We start from the raw sequence: 25,431 nt of genomic DNA on the forward strand, positions 1-25,431 counted from the left end.
GTGGGACTGGCGAAGGCGGCGAAAGATAGCTTCAATAGGGCTGACAGAAAAAGTCAGCTACTTTCAGTTCTATTGATAGGTGTTCAGGGTGAATTTCAACAGCGACAGTATCGAGCTGTTTCTTGCGGTGATTGAGCGCGGCTCGTTTTCAGCGGCGGCTCGCGCATTAGGTCGGGTGCCTTCCGCCGTCAGCATGAGCATTGGCAACCTTGAAGCCGAACTGGGTTATCTGCTGTTCGACCGCAGCCATCGCGAACCGCAACCCACGGCGATGGCGTTGTCGCTGGTGCCACACGCGCGGCTGATTGCCGAGCAGCTCAAGCAACTGCAAGTGCACGCGGTGGAGTTGTCGTTGGGGCTGGAGAGCAAGTTGTCGATCGGCGTGGTCGCGGACATCGACCGCCGTCGTTTGCTGGCGGCAATCAAGGAGATCGCCGAACGGCATCCGCTGCTGGATATCGAAGTGCTGACCGCGCCGCAAGATGACGTGCTGGCGATGCTGCACAGCGGCCGGGTCAGCGTGTGCCTGGCGTTCGCCGGGCTGAGCATGAATGTGCTGGAGCGTTTTCAGTTTGTCGGCAGCGAGCGGATGATCGCCACGCTGGCGGCGGACAGTCCGCTGTTGCAGGGGCAGGATGTGTTTCTTGAAGATCTGGTGCATGTGCGGCAGATCATCGTCGCCAGTCGCGACTTGCCGATCAGTGAGACGCGACCGTTGGTGGCGGAGTCGTATTGGCGCACGGACAGCCTTGAGACGGCGATGGAAATGGTCGAGGCGGGATTGGGTTGGGGTAACTTTCCGCTGTCGGTGGTGCAGCCGCGGATCGACTCCGGGCGACTGAAACGGCTGAATTTTCGCAACATCGAAAACGGTCTGGTGATGCCGGTGCACGCGGTGTGGCTCAAGAGCCAGCCATTGCAGAAGGGCGCGCATGCCCTCGTCGAATTGTTGGGCGGTTGATCGTTCCCACGCTATGCGTGGGAATGCAGCCCGGGACGCTCTGCGTCCCATCAAAAGCCGAACGCGGAGCGTCCGTTGAGGCATTCCCACGCAGAGCGTGGGAACGATCGGTGAAGGGTTGTGTTTCAACTCAGCGTTTGTGAAGGGTCAGGTGCTTTCGCGGATCTTCAGTTCAAAGCCCATGTCTTCAACCGGGCGCGCGACGCTGTTACCGGCCATCAACGTCAGCATCTGCTCCGCCGCGCGCCGGCCAATCGCTTCACGCGGGGTGTTGATGCTGCTCAAGCGCGGCACCATGTGTTCGGACATCGGCAAGTCGTTGAAACCAAGAATCGCCACTTGCTCAGGAATCTTGATGCCATTGCGCAGCGCTTCCAGCAAAGCGCCCTGGGCCAAATCGTCGTTACCAAAGAAGATCGCATCGACATCCGGGTGCGCCGCGAGCAACTGCAAAAACAGTTCCCCGCCCAAGCCCACCGATGAAGAGCGAGGCGTCAGCACTTCCAGATCCGGGTCATAACGCCCGGCCTTCTGCAACGCTTTGCGAAAGCCTTCGCCACGCAACAACGTGCGCTGATCGAGTTGCGCGCCAATGTAAGCCAGACGTTTGCGCCCACGGGAGAGCAAATGCTCGGCCGCCGTTTCACCGGCACTCAGTTGCGAAAATCCGACGCAATTCACCCCGGCGGCGCTGTCCAGTTCCATCATGTACACGCAGGGAATGTTGCTGGCCTCGATCATCCGTCGCGAACTTTCGGTGCGGTCAAACCCGGTCAACAAGAAACCGCGCGGCTGATAGGCCATGTAGTTGCGCAGCAGGTTTTCTTCTTCATCGCGTGAATAGTGGAAGTTGCCGATCAGCACTTCGAAGCCTTTGGGCGTGAGCACCCGATGAATGGCTTCCAGCGTGTCGATAAACAAAAGGTTGGACAGCGACGGTACCAACACCACCACCGAATGGCTCTGCGCCGAGGCTAAAGCGCGGGCGGCCGGGTTGACCACATAGTTGAGTTCGAGGGCGGCTTTCTGCACTTTTTCCACTAGTTCTGTGGCCACGGTGCTGACCCCGCGCAAGGCGCGAGAAGCGGTAATCGGGCTGACACCGGCGAGGCGGGCAACTTCATTGAGGGTGGGACGGCCGGTGGTGCGGGTATTTTTATCGTTTTTAGGGGTGGTCATCGACGGCTTGCCAAACAAAAATCAAGGCACTAAGGTAGCGCTGTCCTGATGCAGCTGTAAATGCGTAAGCGAGGTCCTGCCTGATCTTCGCTTTTTGGTGTTGGGAACAAACCTGCTGCAACCCAAAAAAACGACAAGAAGGCGTCGGCAACTTCTGCCTGTGCACTAGAGTCATAGCTAGCAAAGGTAGCGCTGTCTGCGCGCTGAGGTGTTATATGAGTCATCCCATCACCGCCCTGGTCATCATGGGCGTTGCCGGTTGCGGCAAGACGTGCGTCAGCGAGGCCCTGTGCCAATTGAGCGGCGCCACTGCCATTGAAGGCGATACTTTCCATCCGGCCGCGAACATCGAAAAGATGAGCGCGGGGATCCCCCTGAACGACGACGACCGTGCCGGCTGGCTCGACAGCCTGTGCGATGAACTGCGTCGCGTCGATGCATCGGGCAAACGTCCGGTGCTGACCTGCTCGGCCCTTAAACACAGTTATCGCGAAGTGTTGCGCAGTGCCTTGCCGGGCCTGGGCTTCGTGTTTCTCGAATTGACCCCTGAAGTTGCCGCTGAGCGTGTGTCCCATCGTCCGGGCCACTTCATGCCGGCCACGCTGATCGAAAGCCAGTTCGCCACCCTCGAGTCGCCCAAGGGCGAACCGTTGACGTTGGCCCTGAATGCCTCGATCCACAGCGTTGAAGAACTGGCGTCCCAGGCTCACGTCTGGTGGCAGGCCCACGGTCTGAAACAGGCGGTATGAGTGTGTTGAAAGAGATAGCGCTGTCCTCCCGACTTCTGTTTAACCCGCTTTAATAACAACAACAATCCAGGAGACACCCCCAATGTTTGGCATGTCCCACGACGCCTACCTGCTGCTCGATGCAGTGGTCACGGTAATCGGCCTGATTATCCTGATCACCAAATTCAAGATTCACCCATTTATCTCCCTGACCATCGCTGCTGCGTTCCTCGGTCTGACCTCCGGTATGCCGATCGGCACCATCATCAAGGCGTTCCAGGACGGCTTCGGTGGCGTCCTCGGTTTCGTCGGTATCATCCTTGCGCTGGGCACCATGCTCGGCAAAATGATGGCCGAGTCGGGCGGGGCGGATCAAATCGCCCAGACCCTGATCCGTGCGTTCGGCAAAGACAAAGTCCAGTGGGCGATGATGTTCGCCGCGTTCCTGGTGGGCATCCCGCTGTTCTTCGAAATCGGCTTCGTGCTCCTGATTCCGTTGGTGTTCATCGTTGCCCGTCGCACTGGTGTGTCGATCATCAAGATCGGTATTCCGCTGCTCGCCGGCCTGTCCGCCGTGCACGGTCTGGTGCCGCCGCACCCGGGCCCGCTGCTGGCCATCGGCGTGTTCGGTGCTGACATCGGCAAGACCATTCTTTACGGTCTGATCGTTGCGCTGCCGACGGCAATCATTGCCGGTCCGATCTTCGGTACGTTTATCGCCAAGCACATTCCGGGTCACCCGAATCAGGAACTGGTCGATCAACTGGCCCGTGAAAGCGACGACTCGACCAAGCTGCCAAGCTTCAGCATCACCCTGATCACCGTGCTGTTGCCGGTGTTCCTGATGCTGCTGAAAACCTTCGCTGACGTGGCGTTGCCGGACGGTCACTTCTTCCGCACCTGGATGGACATGATCGGTCACCCGATCTCGGCACTGTTGCTGGCGTTGCTGCTGTCGCTGTACACCTTCGGGCACAAGCAGGGCATCGGTTCCCAGCAAATGCTCAAGTGGCTCGACGCAAGCCTGGCGCCAACCGCGGCGATCATCCTGATCATCGGTGCTGGTGGCGGCTTCAAGCAGATGCTGGTCACCAGCGGCGTGGGCGACGTGATCGGCCACATGGCCGTTAGTGCGCAGATCTCGCCGATCCTGCTGGCGTGGCTGGTGGCGGCGGTGATCCGTATCGCGACCGGTTCGGCCACGGTGGCGACCATTACCGGCGCGGGCATTGTGGTGCCGGTGGTGGGGATGATTCCGGGTGTGAACCGTGAGCTGCTGGTACTCGCTACCGGTGCCGGTTCGTTGATTCTGTCGCACGTGAACGACGCCGGTTTCTGGCTGGTGAAGCAGTACTTCAACATGACCGTGGCCGAGACGTTCAAGACCTGGACGGCGATGGAAACCATCCTGTCCATCGTCGCGTTGGGCTTTATCCTGCTGTTGTCGCTGTTCGTTTAAGCGGCTTCTCGCAGACACAAAAAAACCGCAGCGATGCGGTTTTTTTGTGGGTGATCGTTCCCACGCTCTGCGTGGGAATGCCTCAATGGACGCTCTGCGTCCGCTTTGGGACGCGGAGCGTCCCGGGCTGCATTCCCACGCGGAGCGTGGGAACGATCAGATAGGTGTCAGGCAGTGGTTTTCGGGGCCAGGCCATCCGCCCGGAACATCCCGCGAATCCCGCGCACCGCCTGACGAATCCGGTCCTGGTTTTCGATCAGCGCAAAGCGCACGTGATCATCGCCATACTCACCAAAACCAACCCCCGGCGAGACGCAAACTTTAGCCTCGGCCAGCAATTTCTTGGCGAATTCCAGCGAACCCAGATGCGCGTACTGCTCGGGAATCTTCGCCCAGACATACATCGACGCCTTCGGGTTCTCGACCATCCAGCCCAGTTCATGCAGACCTTTGACCAGTACGTTGCGACGCTGGCGATACTGCTCGGCGATGTCGCGCACGCATTGCTGATCGCCTTCCAGCGCAGCAATCGCCGCCACCTGCAGCGGAGTGAAAGTGCCGTAGTCGTGGTAGCTCTTGATCCGCGCCAGCGCGTTGACCAGTTCCGGGTTGCCGACCATGAAACCGATGCGCCAGCCGGCCATGTTGTAGCTCTTGGACAGGGTGAAAAACTCCACCGCGATGTCCTTGGCGCCCGGTACTTGCATGATCGACGGGGCTTTCCAGCCGTCGTAGACGATGTCGGCGTAAGCCAGATCGTGAATCACCAGTACGTCGTACTGCTTGGCGAGGGCGATCACCCGTTCGAAGAAATCCAGCTCCACGCACTGCGCGGTCGGGTTCGACGGGAAGCCGAGGATCATCATTTTCGGCTTCGGAATCGAGCCACGAATCGCTCGTTCCAGTTCATCGAAGAAGTCCACGCCCGGCACCAGCGGCACCGAACGCACCTGGGCGCCGGCAATCACCGCACCGTAGATGTGAATCGGGTAGCTCGGGTTCGGCACCAGCACAGTGTCGCCTTGATCGAGGGTCGCCAGCATCAAATGCGCCAGGCCTTCCTTGGAACCGATGGTGACAATGGCTTCGCTTTCCGGGTCGATATCGACCTCGTAGCGCTGCTTGTACCAATTGGAAATCGCCCGGCGCAGGCGTGGAATGCCCTTGGATGTGGAGTAACGGTGGGTGTCTTCGCGTTGCGCAACTTGCACGAGTTTTTCGACAATGTGCGGCGGCGTGGCGCCGTCGGGGTTGCCCATGCTCAAGTCGATGATGTCTTCACCACGACGACGCGCGGCCATCTTCAGCTCGGCGGTGATGTTGAAAACGTAAGGGGGGAGTCGATCTATGCGCGCAAAGCGGCGCGGCGAACCTTGTTCAGCCATTGTTGCCTCGGATAACGTAAGCGCCCGGAACCGTCCGAGCGACGCTGGTCACTGCGGTGACCTGTGGCGGAAGATAAGGTCAGTGATGGCATACTGTCCAGCCCGTTTGTAAACAATTTTGTCCCAAGGAAATCGGTAGATGGAATTCACCAGCGGCTTCTTGCTGAGCCTTTCGCTGTGCCTGGATATCGGCGTGGCCAACATCGCGATGATCACCCTGGCGATGCAGCGCGGTTACTTTCAGGGCTTCGCGCTGGGCCTCGGTACCTGTGTCGGCGACCTGATTTACGCGGTGCTGGCGCTGGCCGGCATGACGGTTTTGCTGCAATACGAAACAGTGCGCTGGGTGCTGTGGATTGGTGGTTCGGCGCTGCTGATCTACTTTGCAGCGAAGATGATTTACTCGGCGATTCACCACGAGGCGCAGTTGGCGGCCACGGCGGAAGTGGGGCAGAACTCCCATCGCAAGGAGTTCTTCCGGGGGATATTTCTCGCGATGTCGTCGCCGAGCGCGATTCTCTGGTTCGCTGCTGTTGGCGGTACGTTGATCGCCCGTTCCGGTGGCGGTGGGCCGGTGAGTTCGGCGCTGTTCCTTGGCGGATTCCTTTGCGCCGGGCTGCTGTGGTCGGCGGGTTTATGCTTTGCCGCGAGCCATGGTGGCAAGCTGTTGGGCGATAAGCTGTTGCGCTATTCCTACCTGGCATCTGCAGCGATCTTCTGCTATTTCGCAGTGTACGTGATCGTATCTGGCTATAACGAATTTGTCGGTTCCGGCGCCGTCGAGCAGTTGCACGCGCTGTAAACGTGCGAATCGGCTTTGGCTTTCTATACTCCCAGCCGAACCCCTCTTTTGTTCCAGGAGTCGAGTCATGGATGAGCAAAAACGCGTCGAAGTGGCTGAACCTCGCTTCGAACATGGACACTTCCTGCTGATTGCAGGTTTTCGCGGTCGATTTACCCAAGACACAGCCAAAGACATTCCGGCGCTGTGGGAAAAGTTCTTGCCGCACCTGGGAAAGATCCAAGGGCAAAAGAACGAAGTGACCTACGGTGTTTGCTGCAATTTCGACGGCAAGGGTGGCTTCGATTACATCGCCGGGGTGGAAATCAGCAAGCTTGATGACCTCGATCAGAAGGTCTATCAGTGGGTGGAAGTGCTGCCCCGGCAATACGCGGTGTTCGAGCACAAGGGACCGCTCGATCAATTGCCGCAAACCCTGCAATACATCTACAAAACCTGGTTGCCGAGCTCTCACTACGTGGAGCTCAACGCCCCGGAACTCGAGCGTTACAGCGCCGACTTCAACCCGAAGGAGCACACCGGCAAACTGGAAATCTGCGTGCCTGTCGATACCAAGGTTTGAGCGGACAAGCATGAGGCGGATCCATGTCCGCCTCATGCTTTCAACGCTGTTTACGTCGCGCCCGCAACAGGTCGATGCCCAAGGTGATAAAGCCGAAAGTACTGATGCCCAACACCATCAACAGGCCGATTTCAACGCTGCTCATAAGCGGTTTCCCCCAAGGGTGATCAGAGACACACCGCAGAAATAGCCCGCTCCGACCGCGAAGAAAAGCGCTTATACGCAAGCTTTACGCCGCCCGTGCGCATCGATATGCAGGCCTTATTCCTTTATGCTTTCGGCACTTTCTTCAGCTGATTTCCGAGCCGCCATGAACACCCTCATCCGCAACGTCACCGCCGCCGACCTGGACCGCTGCTACGCCATCGAAACCGTTGCCTATGAAGGCGACGAAGCGGCGACCCGCGAGAAGATCGCCACGCGCATCGCCACCTGGCCGGAAGGCTTCGTGGTGGCCGAAGTGGATGGCGTCGTCGCAGGCTTCGTCAATTCCGGCGCGGCGTTTGATGTGCAGATGTCGGACGAGGCGTTCAAGGAACTGATCGGCCACGACCCGAAAGGGCCGAACGTGGTGATCATGTCGGTGGTGGTGCACCCGGATTATCAGGGGCAGGGCTTGGCCAAACGCTTGATGGGCGAGTTCATTGAACGTATGCGCGGGATGGAAAAAGCGACGATTCATTTGATGTGCAAGGAACAGCACATTCCGTTGTATGCCGGGTTTGGCTTTGCCTACATCAAACCGTCGGAGTCGGATCACGGCGGCATGGCGTGGCACGAGATGATCCTGACCCTCTAACCCATTTCTTCCTGTCAATGATCGTTCCCATGCTCCGCGTGGGAATGCAGCCGGGGACGCTCTGCGTCCCAAAATCGTGACGCAGAGCGTCACAAGAGGCATTCCCACGCAGAGCGTGGGAACGATCATTCACGGGAGGGTCAGTAAAGGGTGTCGCTTACCCGTTTCGGCGCTTCGCGGTCGTAGGTCTCGGCATCGAACTGGCCATCGTTCAGGCGCTTGTGGAAGGCGCCAGCAGAGGGCAGGGCCGAGCGCGGCAAGTGCGTTTCCGGGTTCCACGCATCGGAGCGGACGAAGGCTTTCGAGCAATGAAAGAACGCCGCCTCCACTGTCACCAGCAACACCGTTTTCGCCGGTTTTCCATTCACCGCAAAGCTTTCCAGCAACTGTGAATCTGCACTGATCGTCGCTGTGCCATTGACCCGCAACGTTTCACCAATCCCCGGAATGATGAACAGCAACGACACCCGCGAATCCTGCAGCACATTGCGCAAGGTATCGATGCGGTTATTGCCCGGGCGATCCGGCAGCGCGAGCGTGCGCTCATCAATGATCCGCACAAACCCGGCTTTGTCACCGCGCGGCGAATTATCCAGGCCATCGGCGCCCACCGAGCTGACGATCACCAGCGGCGAAACCCGCACCATCGCCTGATAATCCTCGTTGAGAAAACCGATCTGCTTGCGCACCGCCCGCTCGTGGGGCAATCCGTAAATAGCTTCCAGTGCTTCGATTGAATCGATCATCGTGCTTCCCTCGATGACTTAGAAAAACAGCCCCATGCGCCGCTCATAACCGATTCGGCCCTTGTACGCTTCGCCGCTGTCGACGTAACCATGTTTGGCGTACAGCGCGATCGCCGCGTCGTTATCGGCATCCACTGACAACTCTAACCCTTTGATCTCCGGCCACGCCTGACGCGCAACCTCGGGCAGTGCTTGCAGACACGCCTTGCCGAAACCCTTGCCCTGCGCCCTGCGATCAACCTGCAACGCATGCAAGGTGGCGCTGTGTTCATTGGCCCAGGCCGGCAACACCGGCGGGCGTTTGAGCAGCAGAAACGCCACCGGCACTTCATCCGCCAACAGGGCAAAACCCTTCACGCCGGGGCCGGGCTTCGACAGCAGCGTGTGCAACGCACCATGAATATCGCCAGAGAACTTGATCTGCTCGGCATGGATTTCAATCGCCTCGACTTGCTCACGCTGCAAGGCGTTGAGGCTGTCGTACGGCACGAGTTGGGCTGACACGGGAATTTCCTTTTTCCTACAAAGATGAGCCTCGGATTCTAGCGATTTTGTCTTCTGTAGAATTTTTTTGTTTGCTCTGTCGATCTGCCGGTTCACCAAGCGACTAAGAGTGTCTTCACAACAAAAACCACGGAGAACACCATGAGCGCACAATCTGAAATCCAGACCCTGATCAACACCTACCGCGAAGCCGTCATGACCAAGGACGTGGAGAAAGTCATGGCGTTGTATGCCGACGACATCGTCTCCTTCGACGCGATCAAGGCCCTGCAATTCAAAGGCAAAGCCGCCTACCGCGCGCACTGGGTCGACTGCATGGAAATGTGCCCCGGCCCGCACATTTTCGAGTTCCACGAAATCGCCATCGAAAGCGCCGACAACATCGCCTTCGCGCACTGGGTGGCCAACTGCGGTGGCACCAATGAGAAAGGCGAAACCCAGAGCTGCTGGATGCGCGTCACCGCCTGCTATCGGCAGGTTGGCGGGGCTTGGAAAATCGTCCACGAACACTGGTCGGCGCCGTTCGATCCGATGAGCGGCGCGACCCTGTTTGATGTGCAGCCCTGATCTTCAGCCATAGTTGAACCGTCCGCTTCAGGAGAACGCCATGAAGTATTTATGCCTGGTCTATAGCGATGAGCACCTGCTGCATTCGTCGCCCGACAGCCCGAAAGACGCTGAGTGCTGGGCGTACGCCGAGTCGATTCAGGGCAGCGGGCGGATGGTTGCTGCCGAGGCGCTGGAGTCGGTGCAGACCGCCACCACGGTGCGCATGCGCAACGGCAAACTGTCGATCACCGACGGCCCGTTCGCCGAAACCAAGGAGCAACTGGCCGGTTTCTACCTGATCGACGCCAAGGACCTCAACGAAGCGCTCCAGGTCGCCGGCAACATTCCGGCGGCGCGGGTCGGCAGCGTTGAAGTACGCCCGGTTCGACAGTTGAATGTCTGAGGTTCGGGCGCGGGTCGAGCAGGTCTATCGCGAAGACTCGCGGCGGATTCTGGCGACACTGATTCGCCTGCTCGGCGATTTCGACCTCGCCGAAGAAGCCTTGCACGAGGCGTTCTTCGTCGCGGTCGAACGCTGGCAGCGCGACGGCGTACCGGACAATCCGCGCACCTGGCTGGTGTCGACCGGGCGCTTCAAGGCGATTGATGTGTTGCGTCGACGTGCACGCTTCAAAGCTTCACAGCCCTTGCTGTTGGCGCAGTTGGAAGAACTCGAGCAGGCCGACTGGAGTGGCGAGGACGTGGAAGACGATCGTCTGCGGCTGATCTTCACCTGTTGTCACCCGGCGCTGGCGGCGGATGCGCAAGTGCCGCTGACCTTGCGCGAAGTCTGCGACCTGACCACCGAGGAAATCGCTCGCGCCTTTCTCTGTGCACCAGCGGCGATTGCCCAGCGCATCGTGCGGGCGAAAGCCAAGATCCGTGATGCGAAAATCCCTTATCAAGTACCGAGCCTGAGCGAATTGCCCGAACGCCTCGACAGCGTGTTGCGGGTGATTTATCTGGTGTTCAACGAGGGGTATTCGGCGTCGATTGGCGCGGAGTTGATCCGTGAGGATCTGACGCGTGAGGCGATCAGGCTGGGGCGGTTGTTGATGGAGTTGCTGCCGGAGCCGGAGGTCATGGGGTTGTTGGCGATGATGCTGTTGCACGAATCACGGCGACCGGCGCGGACTTCGCCGAGTGGTGAACTGGTGCTGCTGGATGATCAGGATCGTGCCTTGTGGGATGCCGGGTTGATTGCCGAAGGGTGTGCGCTGGTTGAGCGTGCGCTGACCACGCGGCGGTTTGGGCCGTATTGTTTGCAGGCAGCGATCGCGGCGGTGCATGCCGAGGCGCCGTCAGCGGCGGAGACGGATTGGGCGCAGATCGTCGGGCTGTATGACGTACTACTGCGCGCGGTGCCCTCGCCAGTGATTGAATTGAATCGAGCGGTCGCGGTGGCCAAGCGCGACGGGGCGCTATCCGGGTTGAGTTTGATTGAAGAAATTTTGGCGCGCGGCGAATTGCAGGATTACCACTTGGCGCATTCGGCGCGGGCGGAGTTTTGTCGGCAGTTGGGCCGGGTGGAGGAGGCGCGGGCGGCGTATTTGCGCGCCTTGGAGCTGACCCGGCAAGAGCCGGAGCGGCGGTTTATTGAAGGGCGGCTTTCGGCGCTGGAATTGCCCTCACCCTAGCCCTCTCCCAGAGGGAGAGGGGACTGATTGGGGGATATTGGAGAATTTCACCGACTTGAACGATCGGTATTGAATCCAGAATCGAGGTGTATACCGTAGCTATACATCCATAATCGACTCGGTCTTTCAGGTCGATGTCTGACGCAAGACACCTCGGTCGGCTCCCTCTCCCTCCGGGAGAGGGCTGGGGTGAGGGGCTTTTGACTTCAGGCTTGCCAGCGATTGGCAGCGCCGCTATTCCAGCATCTTGCTCAACAACCAGCTCCCCGCCGGCCCCGGTGGATAAAGCCGCGACCACAACGCATCAACAAACACCGGCTTAGGCCAGCCGCGCACTTTCAACTCCACCAGCAAATCATTGCCATAACGCTGCGCCAGCCAACGCGGCAGCGGCGCCCAGCCAAAACCCTTTTCGGCCATTTCCAGCAGCATCAGATAACTTGGTGCCGACCACACGCGACCTTTGCCACGGCTGTCATACGGATTGACGATGGTCGCCAGGCGCAATTCACGGTGCTGTTCCAGGATCTGCTGATCAATGTGACCAAGCCTGGCCAGCGCATGGTCGCGATTGACGAACAAGGCGATTTCCGTGCGCTCGGCCACTGTCGACGTCACCAGATCCGGCGGGTAGTTCTCTTGCATCTCAGCGAAGGCCAAGTGCGCGCGACCGCGTTGCACCAGCTCAATCAAGTCATCGCATTCGGCAATCAGGCATTCCAGTTCCAGATCCGGATAACGCTGCTCAAACCCGACCAGCGCCGCTTCAAAACGGTACGACTGATACGTGTCGGAAATCGCCACCGTCAGCTTCGGTTCGACGCCTTGGGACAACTGTCGTGCGGTCATTTCCAGGCGACTGCTGGCCGCCAGAATCGCCTCGGCGCGTTGCAGCATCACATGCCCGGCCGGGGTCAGCGTCGGTTTACGACTGCTGCGATCGAACAACTGCAGGTCCAGATCGATCTCAAGACTGGCCACTGCCGCGCTGATGGTCGACTGACTGCGCCCGAGTTTGCGTGCCGCTGCGGAAAACGAGCCTTGGGTGGCTGCCTGGACAAATGCCAACAGCACTTCTTGCGAAATCATCAACTATCGCCTTGATCGATGGTTATTGGTTATGAAGTATCGATGCGAGCATAGATCATGGCAACCATCTTCACTCAAGGACTCAGGCCATGACTGCCCACAAATCCATCTCTGAACGTATTTTCCAAGCCGTTGGTTTCGAACTGCTGGCCATCCTGATCTGCACACCGTTGCTGGCGTGGATCATGCAAAAACCGATGCTGGAAATGGGCGCGGTGACGGTGTTGATCGCCCTGTTGGCGCTGGGTTGGAACGTGGTGTTCAACCGCTTCTTTGATCGTATGCTTGCGCGCATGAACGTTGCGCACAATGCTTGGGTGCGAGTGGTACACGCGCTGCTGTTCGAGGGTGGTTTGATCGTAATGGGCGTGCCACTGATTGCCTGGTGGTTGTCGGTCAGCCTGTGGCAGGCGTTTTTGCTCGACATCGGCGTGTTGCTGTTCTTTCTGCCGTACACCTACGTGTATCACTGGGGCTATGACGTAGTGCGCGAGCGCTTCATGACCCGTAATGCCTGCCAGAACTAATCTCGATCCCCGTGTAGGAGCCTTCGGCAGCTCCTACATGTGAAGGTGTTCCAGCGTTGGTTAGAGGAACATGCCGCCGGATGCCTCAACCCGCTGGCCATTGATCCACTGTCCACCCGGCGACAGCAGCAACGCCAACGCCCCGCCAATATCGTCCGGTTGCCCGGCACGGCCCAGCGCGGTGTTGCTGGCGACCATCGCATTCACTGCTGAGTTGTCGCGTACTGCGCCACCACCGAAGTCCGTTTCAATCGCCCCCGGCGCAAGAATGTTCACGCCAATCTGCCGCGCACCCAGCTCTTTGGCCTGATAACGGGTCAGCACTTCCATCGCGCCTTTCATCGCCGCATAAGCGCCATAACCCGGCAGGCTGAAACGGGTCAGGCCGCTGGAAATATTGATGATCCGGCCGCCGTCGTTAATCAGTGGCAGCAATTGCTGGGTCAGGAAGAACGGCCCTTTCAACTGGATGTTCATCAGCAGATCGAACTGCTCCGGCGTGGTTTCGGCAAACAGGGCATGCACGCCGATCCCGGCGTTGTTGATCAGGAAATCAAAACGCTGACGGTCGAACGTCTGCTGCAATGCCTGCTCAACACGTATAGCAAAATCGGCAAAGGTTTCGCTGCGGCCGACGTCCAGTTGCAGCATCACGGCTTTCGCGCCGAGTGCCTGCAGTTCGGTTACCATTGCCTGGGCTTCATCGGCGCGGCTGTTGTAGGTACCGATGATGTCGATGCCTTGAGCGGCAAGATGCAATGCGGCGTTTTTACCGAGGCCACGGCTGGCGCCGGTGATCAATGCGATTTTACGGTTCATAGGGACTTCCTCGATTGCAGTGATTGGTGATGGGCTCAGTTTATTTATCCGTCCTGAGGTGATAAACAGAGTGAATCCGGAATCACTGATCGGCTCAGCCGAACAATCTACGAGTGGCCCATGAACAAACTGGAACTGCTGCGCACCTTCGTCAGGGTCAGCGAGCTGTCGAGTTTCACCCTCGCTGGCGAGAGCTTGGGCTTACCGCGCTCGACCGTGTCCGAACACGTGCAAGCGCTCGAAGCACTGCTCGGTACACGCCTGCTGCAACGCACCACGCGCAAGGTTCAGGCGACGCAGGACGGTTTGGTGTTGTACGAACGCAGCAAGGACCTGCTCTCGCACATGGACGAGATCGAAGGCCTGTTTCGCCAGGACGAAGCGTCGTTGACCGGGCGCATTCGGGTCGACATGCCGAACATTCTCGCGCGGCGCCTGATCATGCCGCGCTTGCCGCAGTTCATGGAGCGTCACCCGAATCTGGAGCTGGAAATCAGCAGCACCGATCGCCGGGTTGATCTGCTCAGCGAAGGCTTCGATTGTGTGGTGAGGATTGGCGCACAGCCGGATCAATCGGTGGTGGCGCGGCACGTCGGTGACTTTCCCATGGTTAACTGCGCCAGCCCGGCCTACCTTGAGCGCTACGGTGTGCCGCAGACCCTGGAAGATCTCGCGCAGCATCGGCTGGTGCATTACGTCGGCGTGCTCGGCTCGCGTTCGGAAGGTTTTGTGTACGAGGAGGGCGGTCAGGTTAAACGCTTGCCGATGGCAGGCAGCATTACGGTCAACAGCACCGACGCTTACGAGTCGGCGTGCCTCGGTGGATTTGGTCTGACGCAGGTGCCGCGTACCGGCATGCAGCCGCATCTGGATAACGGCGAACTGGTGACTGTGTTGCCGCAATTCACCGCGCCGGCGATGGGGATTTCATTGTTGTATGCGCGGCAACGGCATTTGCCATTGCGGGTCAGGGTGTTTATGGATTGGCTCGGCGATCTGATTCGCTCCGCGCTCTGAACCTGATCACCGGTCAAAACTGTAGGAGTGAGCCTGCTCGCGATAGCGGTGTGTCAGTTTAATCAATGTTGACTGATACACCGCTATCGCGAGCAGGCTCACTCCTACAGGGGGTCTTCGTCCGTTAGAAAATTTGGGTGAACAGCCAGTAGAGGCTGCCTGACAGCAGGATCGCCGCCGGCAGCGTCAGCACCCACGCCATCAACAGATTGCGGATGGTCTTCATCTGCAACCCGCCGCCATTGGCGACCATGGTCCCGGCCACACCCGAGGACAAAACATGGGTCGTCGACACCGGCAAACCAAACATGTCCGCCGCACCGATGGTCAGCATCGCCACGGTTTCCGCCGAGGCGCCCTGCGCATAGGTCAGATGGGTCTTGCCGATCTTCTCGCCGACCGTCACCACAATCCGTTTCCAGCCAACCATGGTGCCCAACCCGAGCGCGATGGCCACGGCGATTTTCACCCACAGCGGAATAAACCGCGTGGCGTTGTCGATCTGCTGTTTGAACAACTGCAGTTTGCCGCTGGTGTCGGCGTCGAAATTGCCGACCTTGTTCTTGTCCATCAGGCGAATGCTTTCGCTGGCCAGGTACATGTCGTTACGCACGTTGCCCATGGCTTCGGCCGGGACTTTCGCCAGCGAGCCGTAGCCTTTGACTTCTTCACCAATATGCCCGGTGAGGGCGGCGAGGGCGGGGATCAGTTGCGGCGTGGCGTCCTTGTTGCGCACGTAATCGGAGAGCACTGCACGCGGATCGGCGGGCGTCGGCAGCGGTGCACTTTTCACCAGCGCTTGCTGGGTGACTTGCGCCACGGCGGCAAACTGCAGCGATTGTTCTTCCGGCATGGTGCGGTTCAAGGCGTAAGCCATCGGCAGCGTGCCGACCAGAATCAGCATGATCAGGCCCATGCCTTTCTGGCCGTCGTTGGAGCCGTGAGCGAAGGACACGCCGGTGCAGGTCAGAATCAGCAACCCGCGAATCCACCATGGCGGCGGGGTGTTGCCTTCCGGGGCCTTGTACAGCGAACGATTCTTCACGAATGCGCGTAGCGCCAACAGCAACAGCGCCGCACAACCGAAACCCACCAGCGGCGAGAGCAGCAAGGCGTAACCGATTTTGGTCGCCTGCGCCCAGTCGACACCGCTGGTGCCGTCACGGCCGTGCATCAAGGCATTCGCCACGCCGACGCCGATGATTGAACCGATCAAAGTGTGTGACGACGACGCCGGCAAACCCAGCCACCAGGTGCCGAGGTTCCACAGGATCGCCGCGATCAGCAGGGCGAAAATCATCGAGAAACCGGCGGAAGAACCGACCTGCAGAATCAATTCCACTGGCAGCAAAGCGATGATGCCGAACGCCACCGCGCCGCTCGAAAGCAGCACGCCGAGGAAGTTGAAGAAACCCGACCAGACCACCGCCACGTTCGGCGGCAGCGAGTGGGTGTAGATCACCGTCGCGACGGCGTTGGCGGTGTCGTGGAAACCATTGACGAACTCAAAGCCCAGGGCAATCAGCAACGCCACACCGAGCAACAGAAACGGCGTCCACGTGGTGACCACCGTGCCGAGTTCGTGCATGTCGTGCATCAGGCTGTAGGCGGTGAACAGCATCCCCATGGCCAACACGGCGAAAAAGATCACATAGGTGAACGGACCGGTTTTCTTGTCGAGGGCTGGCCTGCCACTGTGGGCGGACGTGGGGCTGACGGTCAGGGAGGGAGTAGCCATGGCAGGACAATCCTGAGCGAGGGAAGGAATGTCGCCCATGATCGTTGCAGAATGTTACAGAGAGACTGCGCCATGTCAGTGTTTGGCTGATTAGCCCAACCGTCGGTCTTCTGCTCGTTCCCACGCTCTACGTGGGAATGACGCCCGGGACGCTCCGCGTCCCTGTGACGCAGAGCGTCACTTGATGCATTCCCACGCAGAGCGTGGGAACGAGCGTTCAGGCGTCAGTAGTCTCCGCGCTTGCGAAACGCCCAACGCCCGGCAATCACGGTAAACGTCGCCACCAGTGCGACCAAAATCCAGAACCCTTCCGGATCCTGCGACAACGGCACCCCGCCCACATTCATCCCGAAAAAACCGGCAATGATGTTGATTGGCAACGCGAGCACAGTCACCACCGTCAAAGTAAACAGCGTGCGGTTGCTCTGTTCGTTGAGGTTGGCGGCGATCTCTTCCTGCAGCAGTTTGATCCGCTCACCCAGTGCAGTGAGGTCGTTGATGATCAGCGCAAACTCCTCGGTGGATTTACGCAGTTCCTTGACGTCCTCCTTCTGCAACCAGGGCGGCGGCCGATTGAGCAAACGCAATAACGAACCCGGCTCCAGCGCCAACAGCCGTTGCAGACGCACCAGCACCCGCCGGTTGGCACCGAGTTCGGCGCGATTGGTCGACAGCCGCGAGGAGAGCAATTCGTCCTCGACCTGATCGACGCTCATGCTGGTCTTGCGCACGATCTGCGTCAGCACTTCGCCTTGATCGCGCAGCAGATGCACAAGCAGTTCCGAGGGTGAACGAAAGCGCTCGCCGGCCTTCACCGACGAGCGCAGTTTGTCCACCGAATGCAGCGGTTGCAGACGCGCACTGACGATCAGTTTGCTGCGCACACAAACCCACAGCGTCGACACGTCCGAGGAGACCATGCTGCTGAGGTTGAACACCACATCGTTGACCACCGCCAGCAACGCCGAATCGACATGCTCGATGCGCGTCGAGCGCGAGCCTTCGTGCAGCGCCTCGAAAAACTCTTCGGGCAATTGCAGATGACTTTTCATCCAGCGCTCGCACGCCGCATGCGCCAGATTGAGGTGCAGCCAAAGGAATTCACCGCTGTCGCTGTCGTCCTGCAAACAGCGCAACGCTGTGGCCGAATCGACTTCGCGACCACGTTCGCCGGGCAGGAAGCGATAGCCGTAGAGCAGGCCAAACAGATCAGGATCGCGATGACTGATGTCGAGGCTGTGGTTCATGGAGGCTCGCTGCGAGGAGGGTGCGTCGGTACGCAAATGGCAGGTTCACTGAGCCGCATCATCGCAATGTCACATGACGTTTATGTGACAGCAAAGTGACGTCAAATCAGCGACTTACCGGTGGTCGGATTTTCTTCAAGAAGCGCTCTGGCGCGCCGATCACGCTTGGGTTTCGTTGCGCGCGCTTGGCCATGAGCCAAGGCGTGCCGACACGGATGTCCGGCAAAATTTTACGCTCTATCGGGCGTGCCTCATCCTTGTCCTGAGTATCTTTCGATGCTGCAAAAATCCCTGAGAACGCAAATTCTCGCCCTGCTGAGCGGCAGCCTGTTGGCGGTGCTGTTGATTGCCCTGGCCTGTTTTCATTTCCTGTCCAACGGCGTGCAGAGTTACAGCCAGTTGATCGCCGGTCCTTTGCACACGTCGCAATTGATCGATGAGGCCAACCTGCAATTCAAGGTGCAGGTGCAGGAATGGAAAAACGTGTTGTTGCGCGGCAAGCAGCCGGCGGATCTGGCCAAGTACTGGGGGCAGTTCGAAGACCGTCAGCGCGATGTGCAGAACATCCTCGGTGAACTGGCCGGCCAGAAAGGTCTCGAGCCGAGCCTGAAAAACCGCATCGAACGTTTGCGTGATGAGCATCGTCAGTTGGGTTCTGCCTATCAGAAGGGCCGCGATGCCTACGTGGCTGCCGGTGGTGATCCGACGGCAGGTGACGCGGCGGTCAAAGGCGTTGACCGTGCCGCCAGCGATCAGATGAGTGAACTGGTCGCCGAGTTGCACAAGCAAGGCACCGCGCAGTCGGCGCTGATCAGTGCCGAGGCTGATCGCACTGTGTGGCTGGGGCTGTTGGTGATGCTCGCGTCGGGTCTGCTGATCGGCCTGTTGAGCCTGTGGCTGGTCAACCGCAACCTGGTCGAGCCGATCCGCAAGCTCATCGATTACGTCACCCAATTGAGTCGCGGCAAACTGGCCGAACGTGTGGTCAGCGACCGTCAGGATGAACTGGGCAATCTCGCTGCTGCCGCCAACACCTTGCGTGATTTTCTCGCCGAAACCTTCACCCGTCTGCAGCGCAGCGCCAGTGATCTGGACAGCGCCAGCGGCGAGTTGAACGCGATCGCCACGACCATGGCTGGCGGCACCAACGAGCAGTTCAACCGCACCGATCAAGTCGCTACGGCCATGAACGAAATGTCCGCCACCGCGCAGGAAGTGGCGCGTCACGCCGCCGATGCCGCGCGTGCGGCCGACGATGCTGATCAGTCCGCCCAACAGGGTGAAAAGGTCATGCAGAGCACCATCCACTCGATCACGCAAATGCGCGGCGAAATCGCCAATACCGCCACGGTGATTCGTCGTCTGGAAGCCGACAGCGGCCGCATCGGCAAGGTGCTGGAGGTGATTCGCGGCATCGCCGAACAGACCAATCTGCTGGCGCTCAACGCCGCGATTGAAGCGGCGCGGGCCGGTGAGGCCGGGCGTGGTTTTGCGGTGGTTGCCGATGAAGTGCGCAACCTCGCACAGCGCACTGCGGAGTCGATCATCGAGATCAACCAGATCATTCAGAGCGTGCAGACCGGCGCGGTGGATGCGGCGCAAGCCATCGACAGCGGCCAGACGCGCAGTGATGAAAGCGTTGAGCAAGTGACCCAGGCTGGCGCGATGCTGGAGCGCATCACCCACGCGGTGGAAGCGATCCGCGACATGAACCGTCAGATCGCCACCGCTGCGGAAGAGCAGACCTCGGTGGCCGAGGACATCTCGCGCAACCTCACCGAGATCACCTCGATCGCCAGCACCAACCTCGACAATGTGCAGCGCACTGAAAGCGCCAGTCAGAACCTGCATAGCCTGTCGGGGCAGTTGAACGAAGTCACCGCGCGCCTCAGCGCCTGAGGTCATTGAACGTGTACCGATTCGGATACCGAGTCGGTACACAGTCGATCTCAAATTGATGCAGCCATGGTCGATGACCGGTTATCTATCACCGGCATTGGAGCCTTTCCATGGTCAGCATTACTTCAGTTTCGATCAATCAGACCGTCACGACACCCACCAGTAAAACCGCAATCAGCGACGTCGGTGACGAGACCTCGACCACGGCAGCCGCCAGCACTGGCGTGAAAGCGGACACCAGCAAAGTGGCTGCGGGCGGTGGTGCGGCACCCGCGGGTGACAGCGATTCCAGCAGTGAAGAATCGGATTCGGTGAAGGAACTGCGCAAGCAGATTGCCGAACTGCAGAAGCAATTGCAGGAGGAGCAGCAAGCGTTGCAAGCGGCGCAGGCGAAGCAGGAAAGTTCTGATGCCAAGGCGGCCGAAGTAGCCGCTGCACAGGCGCAGATCACCGCTACCTCCGCGTCCCTGTCCACTGCTACTGCCTCGTTGTTGCAGGCGTTGCAGGATTCTGACAGCAGCACTTCCGGTTCGCTGGTCAGCACCTCGGCGTGATGCCCTTCTCCCTCACCCTAGCCCTCTCCCAAGGGAGAGGGAACTGACCGTGGTGACTATTTGAGGTACGTCGACCTGAAATATCGAGGCGCATTCAGGTCTTGAGTAACCCCCGATCGGCTCCCTTTCCCCCTCGCCCCCTTGGGGGCGGTCCGACGTTTCGGGAGGGCTGGGGTGAGGGGGAGAAAATCTCACTGGCAACACATCAACCAAGCCAAACACCAGACACAAAAAAAGCCGCACGATCTTTCAATCGTGCGGCTCTTGGTGGTGCGTTCAATCAAGTGTCTTGCTTGTTGCTCAGCACTTTGCCGGTAGTTGCATCAAAGTCCACATCGAACTCTTTGCCATCAGCAGTTTTCAATTCAACTTCATACTCATAACCGTTGAAGTGGTTATCCAGGTCGGTGTCAGTAATCGTCGCACCCGGATGCAGTTTCAGCGCTTCGGCGTTCATCGACTCCAGCGACTTGATTTTGCCCGACTTAACCAGTTCAGGAATCTGGTCAACGCGAACATCAGCCTGGGCCAGGCCAGCGGTAAGAGTCAGGGCAGCGGCGGTAAACAGGGCAGTCAAAGTTTTCATCGGTTCGTTCCTTGGGGTGATTCGTTTAAGTGGCCTCAGATTAACCAGTGCAACTTAACTCACCCTTAAAATCCCAAAGCCAAACAAAACGGGCAAGCCATGCACCTGCACAGAACCTGTGGGAGCGTGGCTTGCCCGCGATGAAAGCGCCTTGATTTAAGATCAGAAGCCGTTGTTCTTCAGTACCTGATCAACGCTGCCGGCCGCCGGGCGTTTATAGAACTTCAACAGTTCGCTGGCACGGTTGGTGAAGATGCCGTCGACACCGGCCGCCATGACTTTCTCGAAGTCCACCGGCTCGTCGACGGTGTAGACGTGCACTAGCATGCCCTGGTCGTGGGTGTATTTATTCATCCACGGTTGCACCAGATCCGAATAGCTCTGATCGCCACCCTTGGTCAGCTTCGCCGACGGGCCGGTACCGATTGCGCCTTGGGCCTTGGCGTAATCCACCCATTGTTTGAATTCGGCTTCGGACTTCGGCTCTTGTTTGCCGTAGAAAACGTTTTTGTCTTTCTCGCCGGATTCGGCAAACGTCACTTTCGATTTTGGCTCGATGCTGCCTTCGCCCACCCACAACAGGAGGATTTTCGGCACTTGCGGCATTTCTTTTTCCAGCAGTTCGAGGCTGTTTTTCTCGAATGTTTGCAGAATCACTTTGCCTTTGCCCTGACCAACGCCCAGTGCGCTCTTCGCCAGTTTCGAACCGGCCGGGCTCAGCCAGCCGCGATCCTGCAGTTTCTCTTTCAGGTCTTTCTCGATCCCGGGAAACAGTTGCGGCTCTTTGGTCTCGATGTACAGGCCCGGCTTGTGTTGCGGATTGGCTTGGGCGATGTCGATGATTTCATCAAGGGTCAGAATTTTCAGCCCGGCGTAAGTCGGGCGCGCGCGATCCGGGTACTTGGTGTTGAACCAGCTGCCGGCGTCGAGTGTTTTCAGTTCGGCCATGGTGAACGCGGTGGCCGAGGCGTCCTTGCGATCCGGGAATTTGGTCGCAACGTCAGTGGTGCGTTGCAGGTTGTCGTCGTGCAGGGCGAACAGCACGCCGTCCTTGCTGCGCTGCAGGTCCATTTCCAGGTAATCGGCGCCAAGATCGCGGGCCAGTTTGTAGGACGCCGCAGTGGATTCCGGTGCATCGAAAGACGCGCCACGGTGGGCGATCACCGCCGGGTGCGGGATGCCGTTGGTGGCAGCGATCGCTTTCGGATCAGTCTGGCTGGCGGCGTGCGCCTGACCGAGGCCGAGCAGCAGGCTCAGGACCAGGGCGCTTTTGGTGAAAGTGGCGAGCATGTTCGAGTTCCTTTCGCAGGGCAATTTCAAAGACGTACCTTTTAACAACTGAAGCGCTCGGGTGCTATCGCAGGACCGACATAAACGTATTAAAAGCGATTTTTCCTGCACTTTTGTGGCGCGGTTTGCAGTACGCTTGCCCTCGGCAGACGTCCCGGCAGAGGGCGCGCCGCTCAGTTGCCCTGCGTGTAAACCATCGATCAACTTTCGTGAGGTTTACCATGCGCATCACCTCCCAACTCATCTGCCAGGCCGCCGACGATCTCAAGGGCTTTGTCGGACTCAACCGCAAAACCGGTCAGTACATCGTCAGATTCAGCGAAGATTCGTTCGGCATGGACGTGGCCGATGACGGCATTATTCCTGTGAACGAATTCGTCTGGGCGCCGGCGCCGGCGACAGCGCAGACCATGACGCTTAAACGCGAGTTGATTCAGTTGTTGCTGGATCAGCATATCGATGAGCGGATCAACATCACCGAGCCGTTGCGCGTTTATATGAGCAAAGTTGAAGTGCCGGAGATTGTCGCGGTGCGCAGTCTGGTGCGCGGCTGATATTTTTTAGTGGCTGTACCGGCCCCATCGCTGGCAAGCCAGCTCCCACAAATACGGTGTGATCTTCAGAACAGCGCATAACCTGTGGGAGCTGGCTTGCCAGCGATGAGGCCGGAGAGTTCACCACCAACATCACAGGCTGAACCGATACTCGCGTTCGACTTTGCACACCTGCGTATGAAACGCCGAATACCACTGCAGACGCCCACGCTCCTGTATCAGCCGATGCTCAGGGTTCTGCCGCCACGCCAGAATCGCCGCTTCGCTCTGCCAATACGACACCGTAATCCCGAAGCCATCCGCCCCTCGAACCGACTCCACCCCGAGAAACCCCGGCTGTTCGCGCACCAACAAATCCATGCGCTCAGCCGCCTCGGCATAGCCGTTGTCACCCTCGGTGCGAGTCGACGTAAAAATCACCGCAAAGCAGGCCGTCATCAACGTGCCTCCGCGCAAGCTTCAACAAACGCGTGCACCAGCGGCGGCATCAGCCCTTTGAGCGCCGCACGTTCCGGTTGAAACAACGTCGCGACAAAGAACCGGTGATCCTTGAGTTCTATCGCGCGTAAATCCCCTGACGAATCATGACCCACAGCTTGTAGCCGATCGTTCAACAGTTGCCGTTCGAACAGCGGATTCACACCGAAGCGGCAGCGATAGCCCTCACGAATTTGCGACGTTTCGTACGCACTGGCGATCAACGAACCGGGCACCAGGTGAATGCTGTCCACCGCTTCGACCAGCGAACAGGTCAACGGCGTGAGTACCGCGCGATCAGCGTCGGGCGATGTTTCACCGTGTTCCGCATCGACCCAACCCAACACGTTGCGGGAAAACTCCAGCACCGCATGCTGAAAACCGCCACAGGTACCGAGGAAAGGGCGCTGTTGTTCGCGGGCAAAACGGATCGCTCGCAGTGCGCCGGCTTCACTTTTGTAAGGGCTGGCGGGGACGCACCAGAAACCGTCGAACCGCTCGAGCGGCGTATCGGCTTGGATCCTGTCGGTGGGCAGCCATTCGAATTGCACGTTCCTGTTGAGGTGTTCGGCGGCCAGACCGAGGGCGACGGGAATGGCTTGGTGGGCGGTGACTTGCGGGTCGTGATCGCCAATCAGGGCGATACGGATGGCGCTGTTTTCCATGGGGGTTCCCTGCGCTTGTTGATTGATGGCACTCACTATAGATTGGCGTTCACGCACTCAATATGGGCGTTTAGCCAAGTGATTAATGCAGCGACGCACTATCAACTCGACTATCCCGATCTGGCCCTGATCCTCGCCTTGGTGCGCGGCGGCTCTCTGGCCCGGGCCGCGCAGTTGTTGAAAGTCGACGTGTCGACGGTATTCCGCGCCGTGCGTCGTCTCGAAGCCGCACTGGGTCAGCAGTTGTTCGAAAAAAGCCGCTCCGGCTATTTACCGACAACTCTCGCGCAGACGCTGGCCGAGCAAGCCGAACGCGCCGAACAGGCACTGGAAGCCGCACGTATCGGCGTGGAGCAGGGCGGGGAAGTGGTCAGCGGTACGGTGCGCCTGACCTGCACCGATTCGGTATTGCAGGGTTTGCTGCTGCCGGCGCTGGCGCAGTTCATGCCCAATTACCCAGCGCTGACCATAGAACTGAGCACCTCCAACGATTTCGCCAACCTCAGCCGCCGCGATGCCGACATCGCCCTGCGCCTGACGCGTACACCTCCGGAGCATCTGGTCGGACGGCAACTGGCGAAGATTTCCTACCGGGTCTGCGCCAGTGCGCGCTATCTGCAAAACGTCGATGCGACGGATCTGGCCGCGCTGAACTGGATCGCCCCGGATGACTTTTTGCCCGATCATCCGACCATCGCCTGGCGTCGCCAGCACTTGCCCGGCGTCACTCCGGGGTATCGCTGCAACAGTATGTTGTCGGTGACGGAGTTGGTTCGTGCTGGCCTCGGCGTGGCGGCGTTACCGGACTTTCTGATCACCGACGGTTTGCAACCATTGAGCGAGCCGTTGCACGGTTACGACACCGCGTTATGGCTGCTGACTCGCCCGGATTGCCGGGCGTTGCGCTCGGTGGTGACGTTGTTCGATGAGCTCGGGCGGGCGTTGCGGTTGCCGTGATCAGCGCTGCGGATTCTGGCGCATGTGATCGTGCAGCTCGCTGGTCAGGCTGGCGATGCGTTCGGTGAGGTTTTTGGTCATCTCGGTCAGGCGGGTGTTCTGCTCCAGCAGCTCAAGCAACTGCGCGGTGTTTTTCGCCGCTTGGGCCTGGCGCTCGGTATTGGCCTGTGCCAGGTCTTCACGATGTAGTGCGTCGGCATCGGCTTGCGCCTTGTCGCGCGCAGCCTGGCGTGTTTGTGCGAGCAGAATCAGCGGCGCGGCGTAGGCCGATTGCAGACTGAAGGCGAGGTTCAACAGGATGAACGGGTAAACGTCGAAAGTGGTCACGCCAAACACGTTCAGGCAGACCCACAACAGCACAATCAGGGTTTGCGCGCCGAGGAACATTGGCGTGCCGAAGAACCGCGCAAACGCCTCGGCGCGCAAGGCGAAGGTGTCGTTGCCGAAAGTCGTGTTGAGGTGGGCGTGGGGGCGGTGGAAGCGCAGGTGATCGACGGGAGCTGTAACAGGTGTGGCGGGTTTTTCAGTGGTCATGATGCACTCGGCAGGACTTGAGACTGAAGCTCACTATAGTCCTGCATTGCGGCTCATGACCTCTTCGCGAGCAGGCTCGCTCCCACATTGGAATGCATTTTCCCTGTGGGAGCGAGCTTGCTCGCTAAGCCCGCGACGCGGTCTACCTGCCTTGCACAAGCTTTAAC

At 59.2% G+C, this 25,431-nt stretch carries 28 protein-coding genes; 15 read left to right on the top strand and 13 right to left on the bottom strand.

What is annotated here, in order from left to right; all coding sequences use genetic code 11:
- Positions 1 to 88 precede the first annotated feature (88 nt).
- Positions 89 to 961: a LysR family transcriptional regulator gene (locus ACM6IN_RS04930; RefSeq protein WP_095112247.1), complete on the top strand. Its 873-nt coding sequence runs from the start codon at positions 89 to 91 to the stop codon at positions 959 to 961.
- Positions 962 to 1,108: 147 nt separating this feature from the next.
- Here the strand turns inward: ACM6IN_RS04930 and ACM6IN_RS04935 are convergent, their stop codons facing one another.
- Positions 1,109 to 2,140: a LacI family DNA-binding transcriptional regulator gene (locus ACM6IN_RS04935; protein WP_007917805.1), complete on the bottom strand. Its 1,032-nt coding sequence runs from the start codon at positions 2,138 to 2,140 to the stop codon at positions 1,109 to 1,111.
- 215 nt (positions 2,141 to 2,355) lie between these two features.
- Here ACM6IN_RS04935 and ACM6IN_RS04940 point away from each other — a divergent pair, with 215 nt between their 5' ends.
- Together ACM6IN_RS04940 and ACM6IN_RS04945 are read left to right on the top strand one after the other, a co-directional pair.
- The gene (locus ACM6IN_RS04940) at positions 2,356 to 2,889 is read left to right on the top strand and encodes a gluconokinase (RefSeq protein ID WP_007917804.1); all 534 of its coding nucleotides are present in this window, start codon (positions 2,356 to 2,358) and stop codon (positions 2,887 to 2,889) included.
- 82 nt (positions 2,890 to 2,971) lie between these two features.
- Complete coding sequence (locus ACM6IN_RS04945) at positions 2,972 to 4,327, top strand: GntP family permease (protein WP_095112245.1); 1,356 nt, start codon at positions 2,972 to 2,974, stop codon at positions 4,325 to 4,327.
- Between the two features lie 167 nt (positions 4,328 to 4,494).
- Here ACM6IN_RS04945 and alaC read toward each other — a convergent pair whose 3' ends face one another.
- Positions 4,495 to 5,712: an alanine transaminase gene (gene alaC, locus ACM6IN_RS04950; protein WP_414915516.1), complete on the bottom strand. Its 1,218-nt coding sequence runs from the start codon at positions 5,710 to 5,712 to the stop codon at positions 4,495 to 4,497.
- A gap of 139 nt (positions 5,713 to 5,851) precedes the next feature.
- Here alaC and ACM6IN_RS04955 point away from each other — a divergent pair, with 139 nt between their 5' ends.
- The 3 genes from ACM6IN_RS04955 to ACM6IN_RS04965 all read left to right on the top strand — a co-directional run bounded on the left by ACM6IN_RS04955 (position 5,852) and on the right by ACM6IN_RS04965 (position 7,875).
- The gene (locus tag ACM6IN_RS04955) at positions 5,852 to 6,514 is read left to right on the top strand and encodes a LysE family translocator (protein WP_007917797.1); all 663 of its coding nucleotides are present in this window, start codon (positions 5,852 to 5,854) and stop codon (positions 6,512 to 6,514) included.
- 67 nt (positions 6,515 to 6,581) lie between these two features.
- Positions 6,582 to 7,076 carry a GyrI-like domain-containing protein gene (locus ACM6IN_RS04960; RefSeq protein WP_007917791.1) on the top strand — a complete coding sequence of 165 codons (495 nt, stop codon included), beginning with the start codon at positions 6,582 to 6,584 and terminating at the stop codon, positions 7,074 to 7,076.
- Positions 7,077 to 7,386: 310 nt separating this feature from the next.
- Positions 7,387 to 7,875 (top strand): GNAT family N-acetyltransferase, encoded by a 489-nt coding sequence (locus ACM6IN_RS04965; RefSeq protein ID WP_414915517.1) that lies wholly within the window; start codon positions 7,387 to 7,389, stop codon positions 7,873 to 7,875.
- Positions 7,876 to 8,015: 140 nt separating this feature from the next.
- Here the strand turns inward: ACM6IN_RS04965 and ACM6IN_RS04970 are convergent, their stop codons facing one another.
- On the bottom strand, positions 8,016 to 8,621 hold the full coding sequence (locus ACM6IN_RS04970) for a pyridoxamine 5'-phosphate oxidase family protein (RefSeq protein ID WP_414915518.1): 606 nt from the start codon (positions 8,619 to 8,621) through the stop codon (positions 8,016 to 8,018).
- An 18-nt stretch (positions 8,622 to 8,639) separates the two neighbouring features.
- A complete protein-coding gene (locus tag ACM6IN_RS04975; protein WP_007917784.1) occupies positions 8,640 to 9,125 on the bottom strand; it encodes a GNAT family N-acetyltransferase in 486 nt (161 codons plus the stop codon).
- Between the two features lie 141 nt (positions 9,126 to 9,266).
- Here ACM6IN_RS04975 and ACM6IN_RS04980 point away from each other — a divergent pair, with 141 nt between their 5' ends.
- The 3 genes from ACM6IN_RS04980 to ACM6IN_RS04990 are packed head-to-tail and all read left to right on the top strand — an operon-like array spanning position 9,267 to position 11,311.
- Positions 9,267 to 9,692 carry a YybH family protein gene (locus tag ACM6IN_RS04980; RefSeq protein ID WP_007917780.1) on the top strand — a complete coding sequence of 142 codons (426 nt, stop codon included), beginning with the start codon at positions 9,267 to 9,269 and terminating at the stop codon, positions 9,690 to 9,692.
- Between the two features lie 40 nt (positions 9,693 to 9,732).
- Positions 9,733 to 10,077, top strand: coding sequence for a YciI family protein (locus ACM6IN_RS04985; RefSeq protein WP_095112241.1), 345 nt, complete (start codon positions 9,733 to 9,735; stop codon positions 10,075 to 10,077).
- Complete coding sequence (locus tag ACM6IN_RS04990; RefSeq protein WP_123376433.1) at positions 10,070 to 11,311, top strand: RNA polymerase sigma factor; 1,242 nt, start codon at positions 10,070 to 10,072, stop codon at positions 11,309 to 11,311. The genes ACM6IN_RS04985 and ACM6IN_RS04990 overlap by 8 nt, the downstream gene beginning before the upstream one ends.
- 234 nt (positions 11,312 to 11,545) lie before the next feature.
- Here the strand turns inward: ACM6IN_RS04990 and ACM6IN_RS04995 are convergent, their stop codons facing one another.
- A complete protein-coding gene (locus tag ACM6IN_RS04995; protein ID WP_414894730.1) occupies positions 11,546 to 12,400 on the bottom strand; it encodes a LysR family transcriptional regulator in 855 nt (284 codons plus the stop codon).
- Positions 12,401 to 12,489: 89 nt separating this feature from the next.
- On the opposite strand from ACM6IN_RS04995, the gene ACM6IN_RS05000 reads away from it, so the two are divergent.
- Positions 12,490 to 12,927 carry a multidrug/biocide efflux PACE transporter gene (locus ACM6IN_RS05000; protein WP_095112238.1) on the top strand — a complete coding sequence of 146 codons (438 nt, stop codon included), beginning with the start codon at positions 12,490 to 12,492 and terminating at the stop codon, positions 12,925 to 12,927.
- A gap of 60 nt (positions 12,928 to 12,987) precedes the next feature.
- Here ACM6IN_RS05000 and ACM6IN_RS05005 read toward each other — a convergent pair whose 3' ends face one another.
- Entirely contained in the window at positions 12,988 to 13,746 is a 759-nt protein-coding gene (locus ACM6IN_RS05005; protein ID WP_414915519.1) for an SDR family NAD(P)-dependent oxidoreductase, read from the bottom strand.
- A gap of 120 nt (positions 13,747 to 13,866) precedes the next feature.
- Between ACM6IN_RS05005 and ACM6IN_RS05010 the strand changes: the two genes are divergently transcribed.
- Positions 13,867 to 14,763, top strand: coding sequence for a LysR family transcriptional regulator (locus ACM6IN_RS05010; protein WP_414915520.1), 897 nt, complete (start codon positions 13,867 to 13,869; stop codon positions 14,761 to 14,763).
- Positions 14,764 to 14,887: 124 nt separating this feature from the next.
- On the opposite strand, the gene ACM6IN_RS05015 is transcribed toward ACM6IN_RS05010, so the two are convergent.
- Both ACM6IN_RS05015 and ACM6IN_RS05020 read right to left on the bottom strand, forming a co-directional pair.
- The gene (locus ACM6IN_RS05015; protein WP_414915521.1) at positions 14,888 to 16,501 is read right to left on the bottom strand and encodes an inorganic phosphate transporter; all 1,614 of its coding nucleotides are present in this window, start codon (positions 16,499 to 16,501) and stop codon (positions 14,888 to 14,890) included.
- 224 nt (positions 16,502 to 16,725) lie between these two features.
- Positions 16,726 to 17,748: a transporter gene (locus ACM6IN_RS05020; protein ID WP_007917764.1), complete on the bottom strand. Its 1,023-nt coding sequence runs from the start codon at positions 17,746 to 17,748 to the stop codon at positions 16,726 to 16,728.
- 276 nt (positions 17,749 to 18,024) lie between these two features.
- On the opposite strand from ACM6IN_RS05020, the gene ACM6IN_RS05025 reads away from it, so the two are divergent.
- Entirely contained in the window at positions 18,025 to 19,647 is a 1,623-nt protein-coding gene (locus tag ACM6IN_RS05025) for a methyl-accepting chemotaxis protein (RefSeq protein ID WP_414915522.1), read from the top strand.
- Between the two features lie 110 nt (positions 19,648 to 19,757).
- Positions 19,758 to 20,201 carry a hypothetical protein gene (locus ACM6IN_RS05030; protein ID WP_007917761.1) on the top strand — a complete coding sequence of 148 codons (444 nt, stop codon included), beginning with the start codon at positions 19,758 to 19,760 and terminating at the stop codon, positions 20,199 to 20,201.
- A 280-nt stretch (positions 20,202 to 20,481) separates the two neighbouring features.
- On the opposite strand, the gene ACM6IN_RS05035 is transcribed toward ACM6IN_RS05030, so the two are convergent.
- Both ACM6IN_RS05035 and ACM6IN_RS05040 read right to left on the bottom strand, forming a co-directional pair.
- A complete protein-coding gene (locus ACM6IN_RS05035) occupies positions 20,482 to 20,787 on the bottom strand; it encodes a PepSY domain-containing protein (protein WP_007917758.1) in 306 nt (101 codons plus the stop codon).
- A 162-nt stretch (positions 20,788 to 20,949) separates the two neighbouring features.
- Entirely contained in the window at positions 20,950 to 22,077 is a 1,128-nt protein-coding gene (locus tag ACM6IN_RS05040; RefSeq protein WP_414915523.1) for a glycerophosphodiester phosphodiesterase, read from the bottom strand.
- Between the two features lie 221 nt (positions 22,078 to 22,298).
- Here ACM6IN_RS05040 and ACM6IN_RS05045 point away from each other — a divergent pair, with 221 nt between their 5' ends.
- Positions 22,299 to 22,631 carry a DUF2025 family protein gene (locus ACM6IN_RS05045; protein ID WP_414915524.1) on the top strand — a complete coding sequence of 111 codons (333 nt, stop codon included), beginning with the start codon at positions 22,299 to 22,301 and terminating at the stop codon, positions 22,629 to 22,631.
- A 132-nt stretch (positions 22,632 to 22,763) separates the two neighbouring features.
- On the opposite strand, the gene ACM6IN_RS05050 is transcribed toward ACM6IN_RS05045, so the two are convergent.
- Together ACM6IN_RS05050 and ACM6IN_RS05055 are read right to left on the bottom strand one after the other, a co-directional pair.
- Entirely contained in the window at positions 22,764 to 23,069 is a 306-nt protein-coding gene (locus ACM6IN_RS05050; RefSeq protein WP_414915525.1) for an antibiotic biosynthesis monooxygenase family protein, read from the bottom strand.
- Positions 23,069 to 23,773, bottom strand: a complete 705-nt coding sequence (locus ACM6IN_RS05055) for a CTP synthase (RefSeq protein WP_414915526.1) — start codon at positions 23,771 to 23,773, stop codon at positions 23,069 to 23,071. The genes ACM6IN_RS05050 and ACM6IN_RS05055 overlap by 1 nt, the downstream gene beginning before the upstream one ends.
- A gap of 15 nt (positions 23,774 to 23,788) precedes the next feature.
- On the opposite strand from ACM6IN_RS05055, the gene ACM6IN_RS05060 reads away from it, so the two are divergent.
- Complete coding sequence (locus tag ACM6IN_RS05060; RefSeq protein ID WP_095112231.1) at positions 23,789 to 24,730, top strand: LysR family transcriptional regulator; 942 nt, start codon at positions 23,789 to 23,791, stop codon at positions 24,728 to 24,730.
- On the opposite strand, the gene ACM6IN_RS05065 is transcribed toward ACM6IN_RS05060, so the two are convergent.
- Positions 24,731 to 25,264, bottom strand: a complete 534-nt coding sequence (locus ACM6IN_RS05065) for a DUF1003 domain-containing protein (RefSeq protein ID WP_414915527.1) — start codon at positions 25,262 to 25,264, stop codon at positions 24,731 to 24,733. It abuts the gene before it with no gap.
- Between the last annotated feature and the right edge of the window lie 167 nt (positions 25,265 to 25,431).

It is taken from the genome of Pseudomonas sp. IT-P395 (assembly GCF_949767675.1).
Classification (GTDB): domain Bacteria; phylum Pseudomonadota; class Gammaproteobacteria; order Pseudomonadales; family Pseudomonadaceae; genus Aquipseudomonas.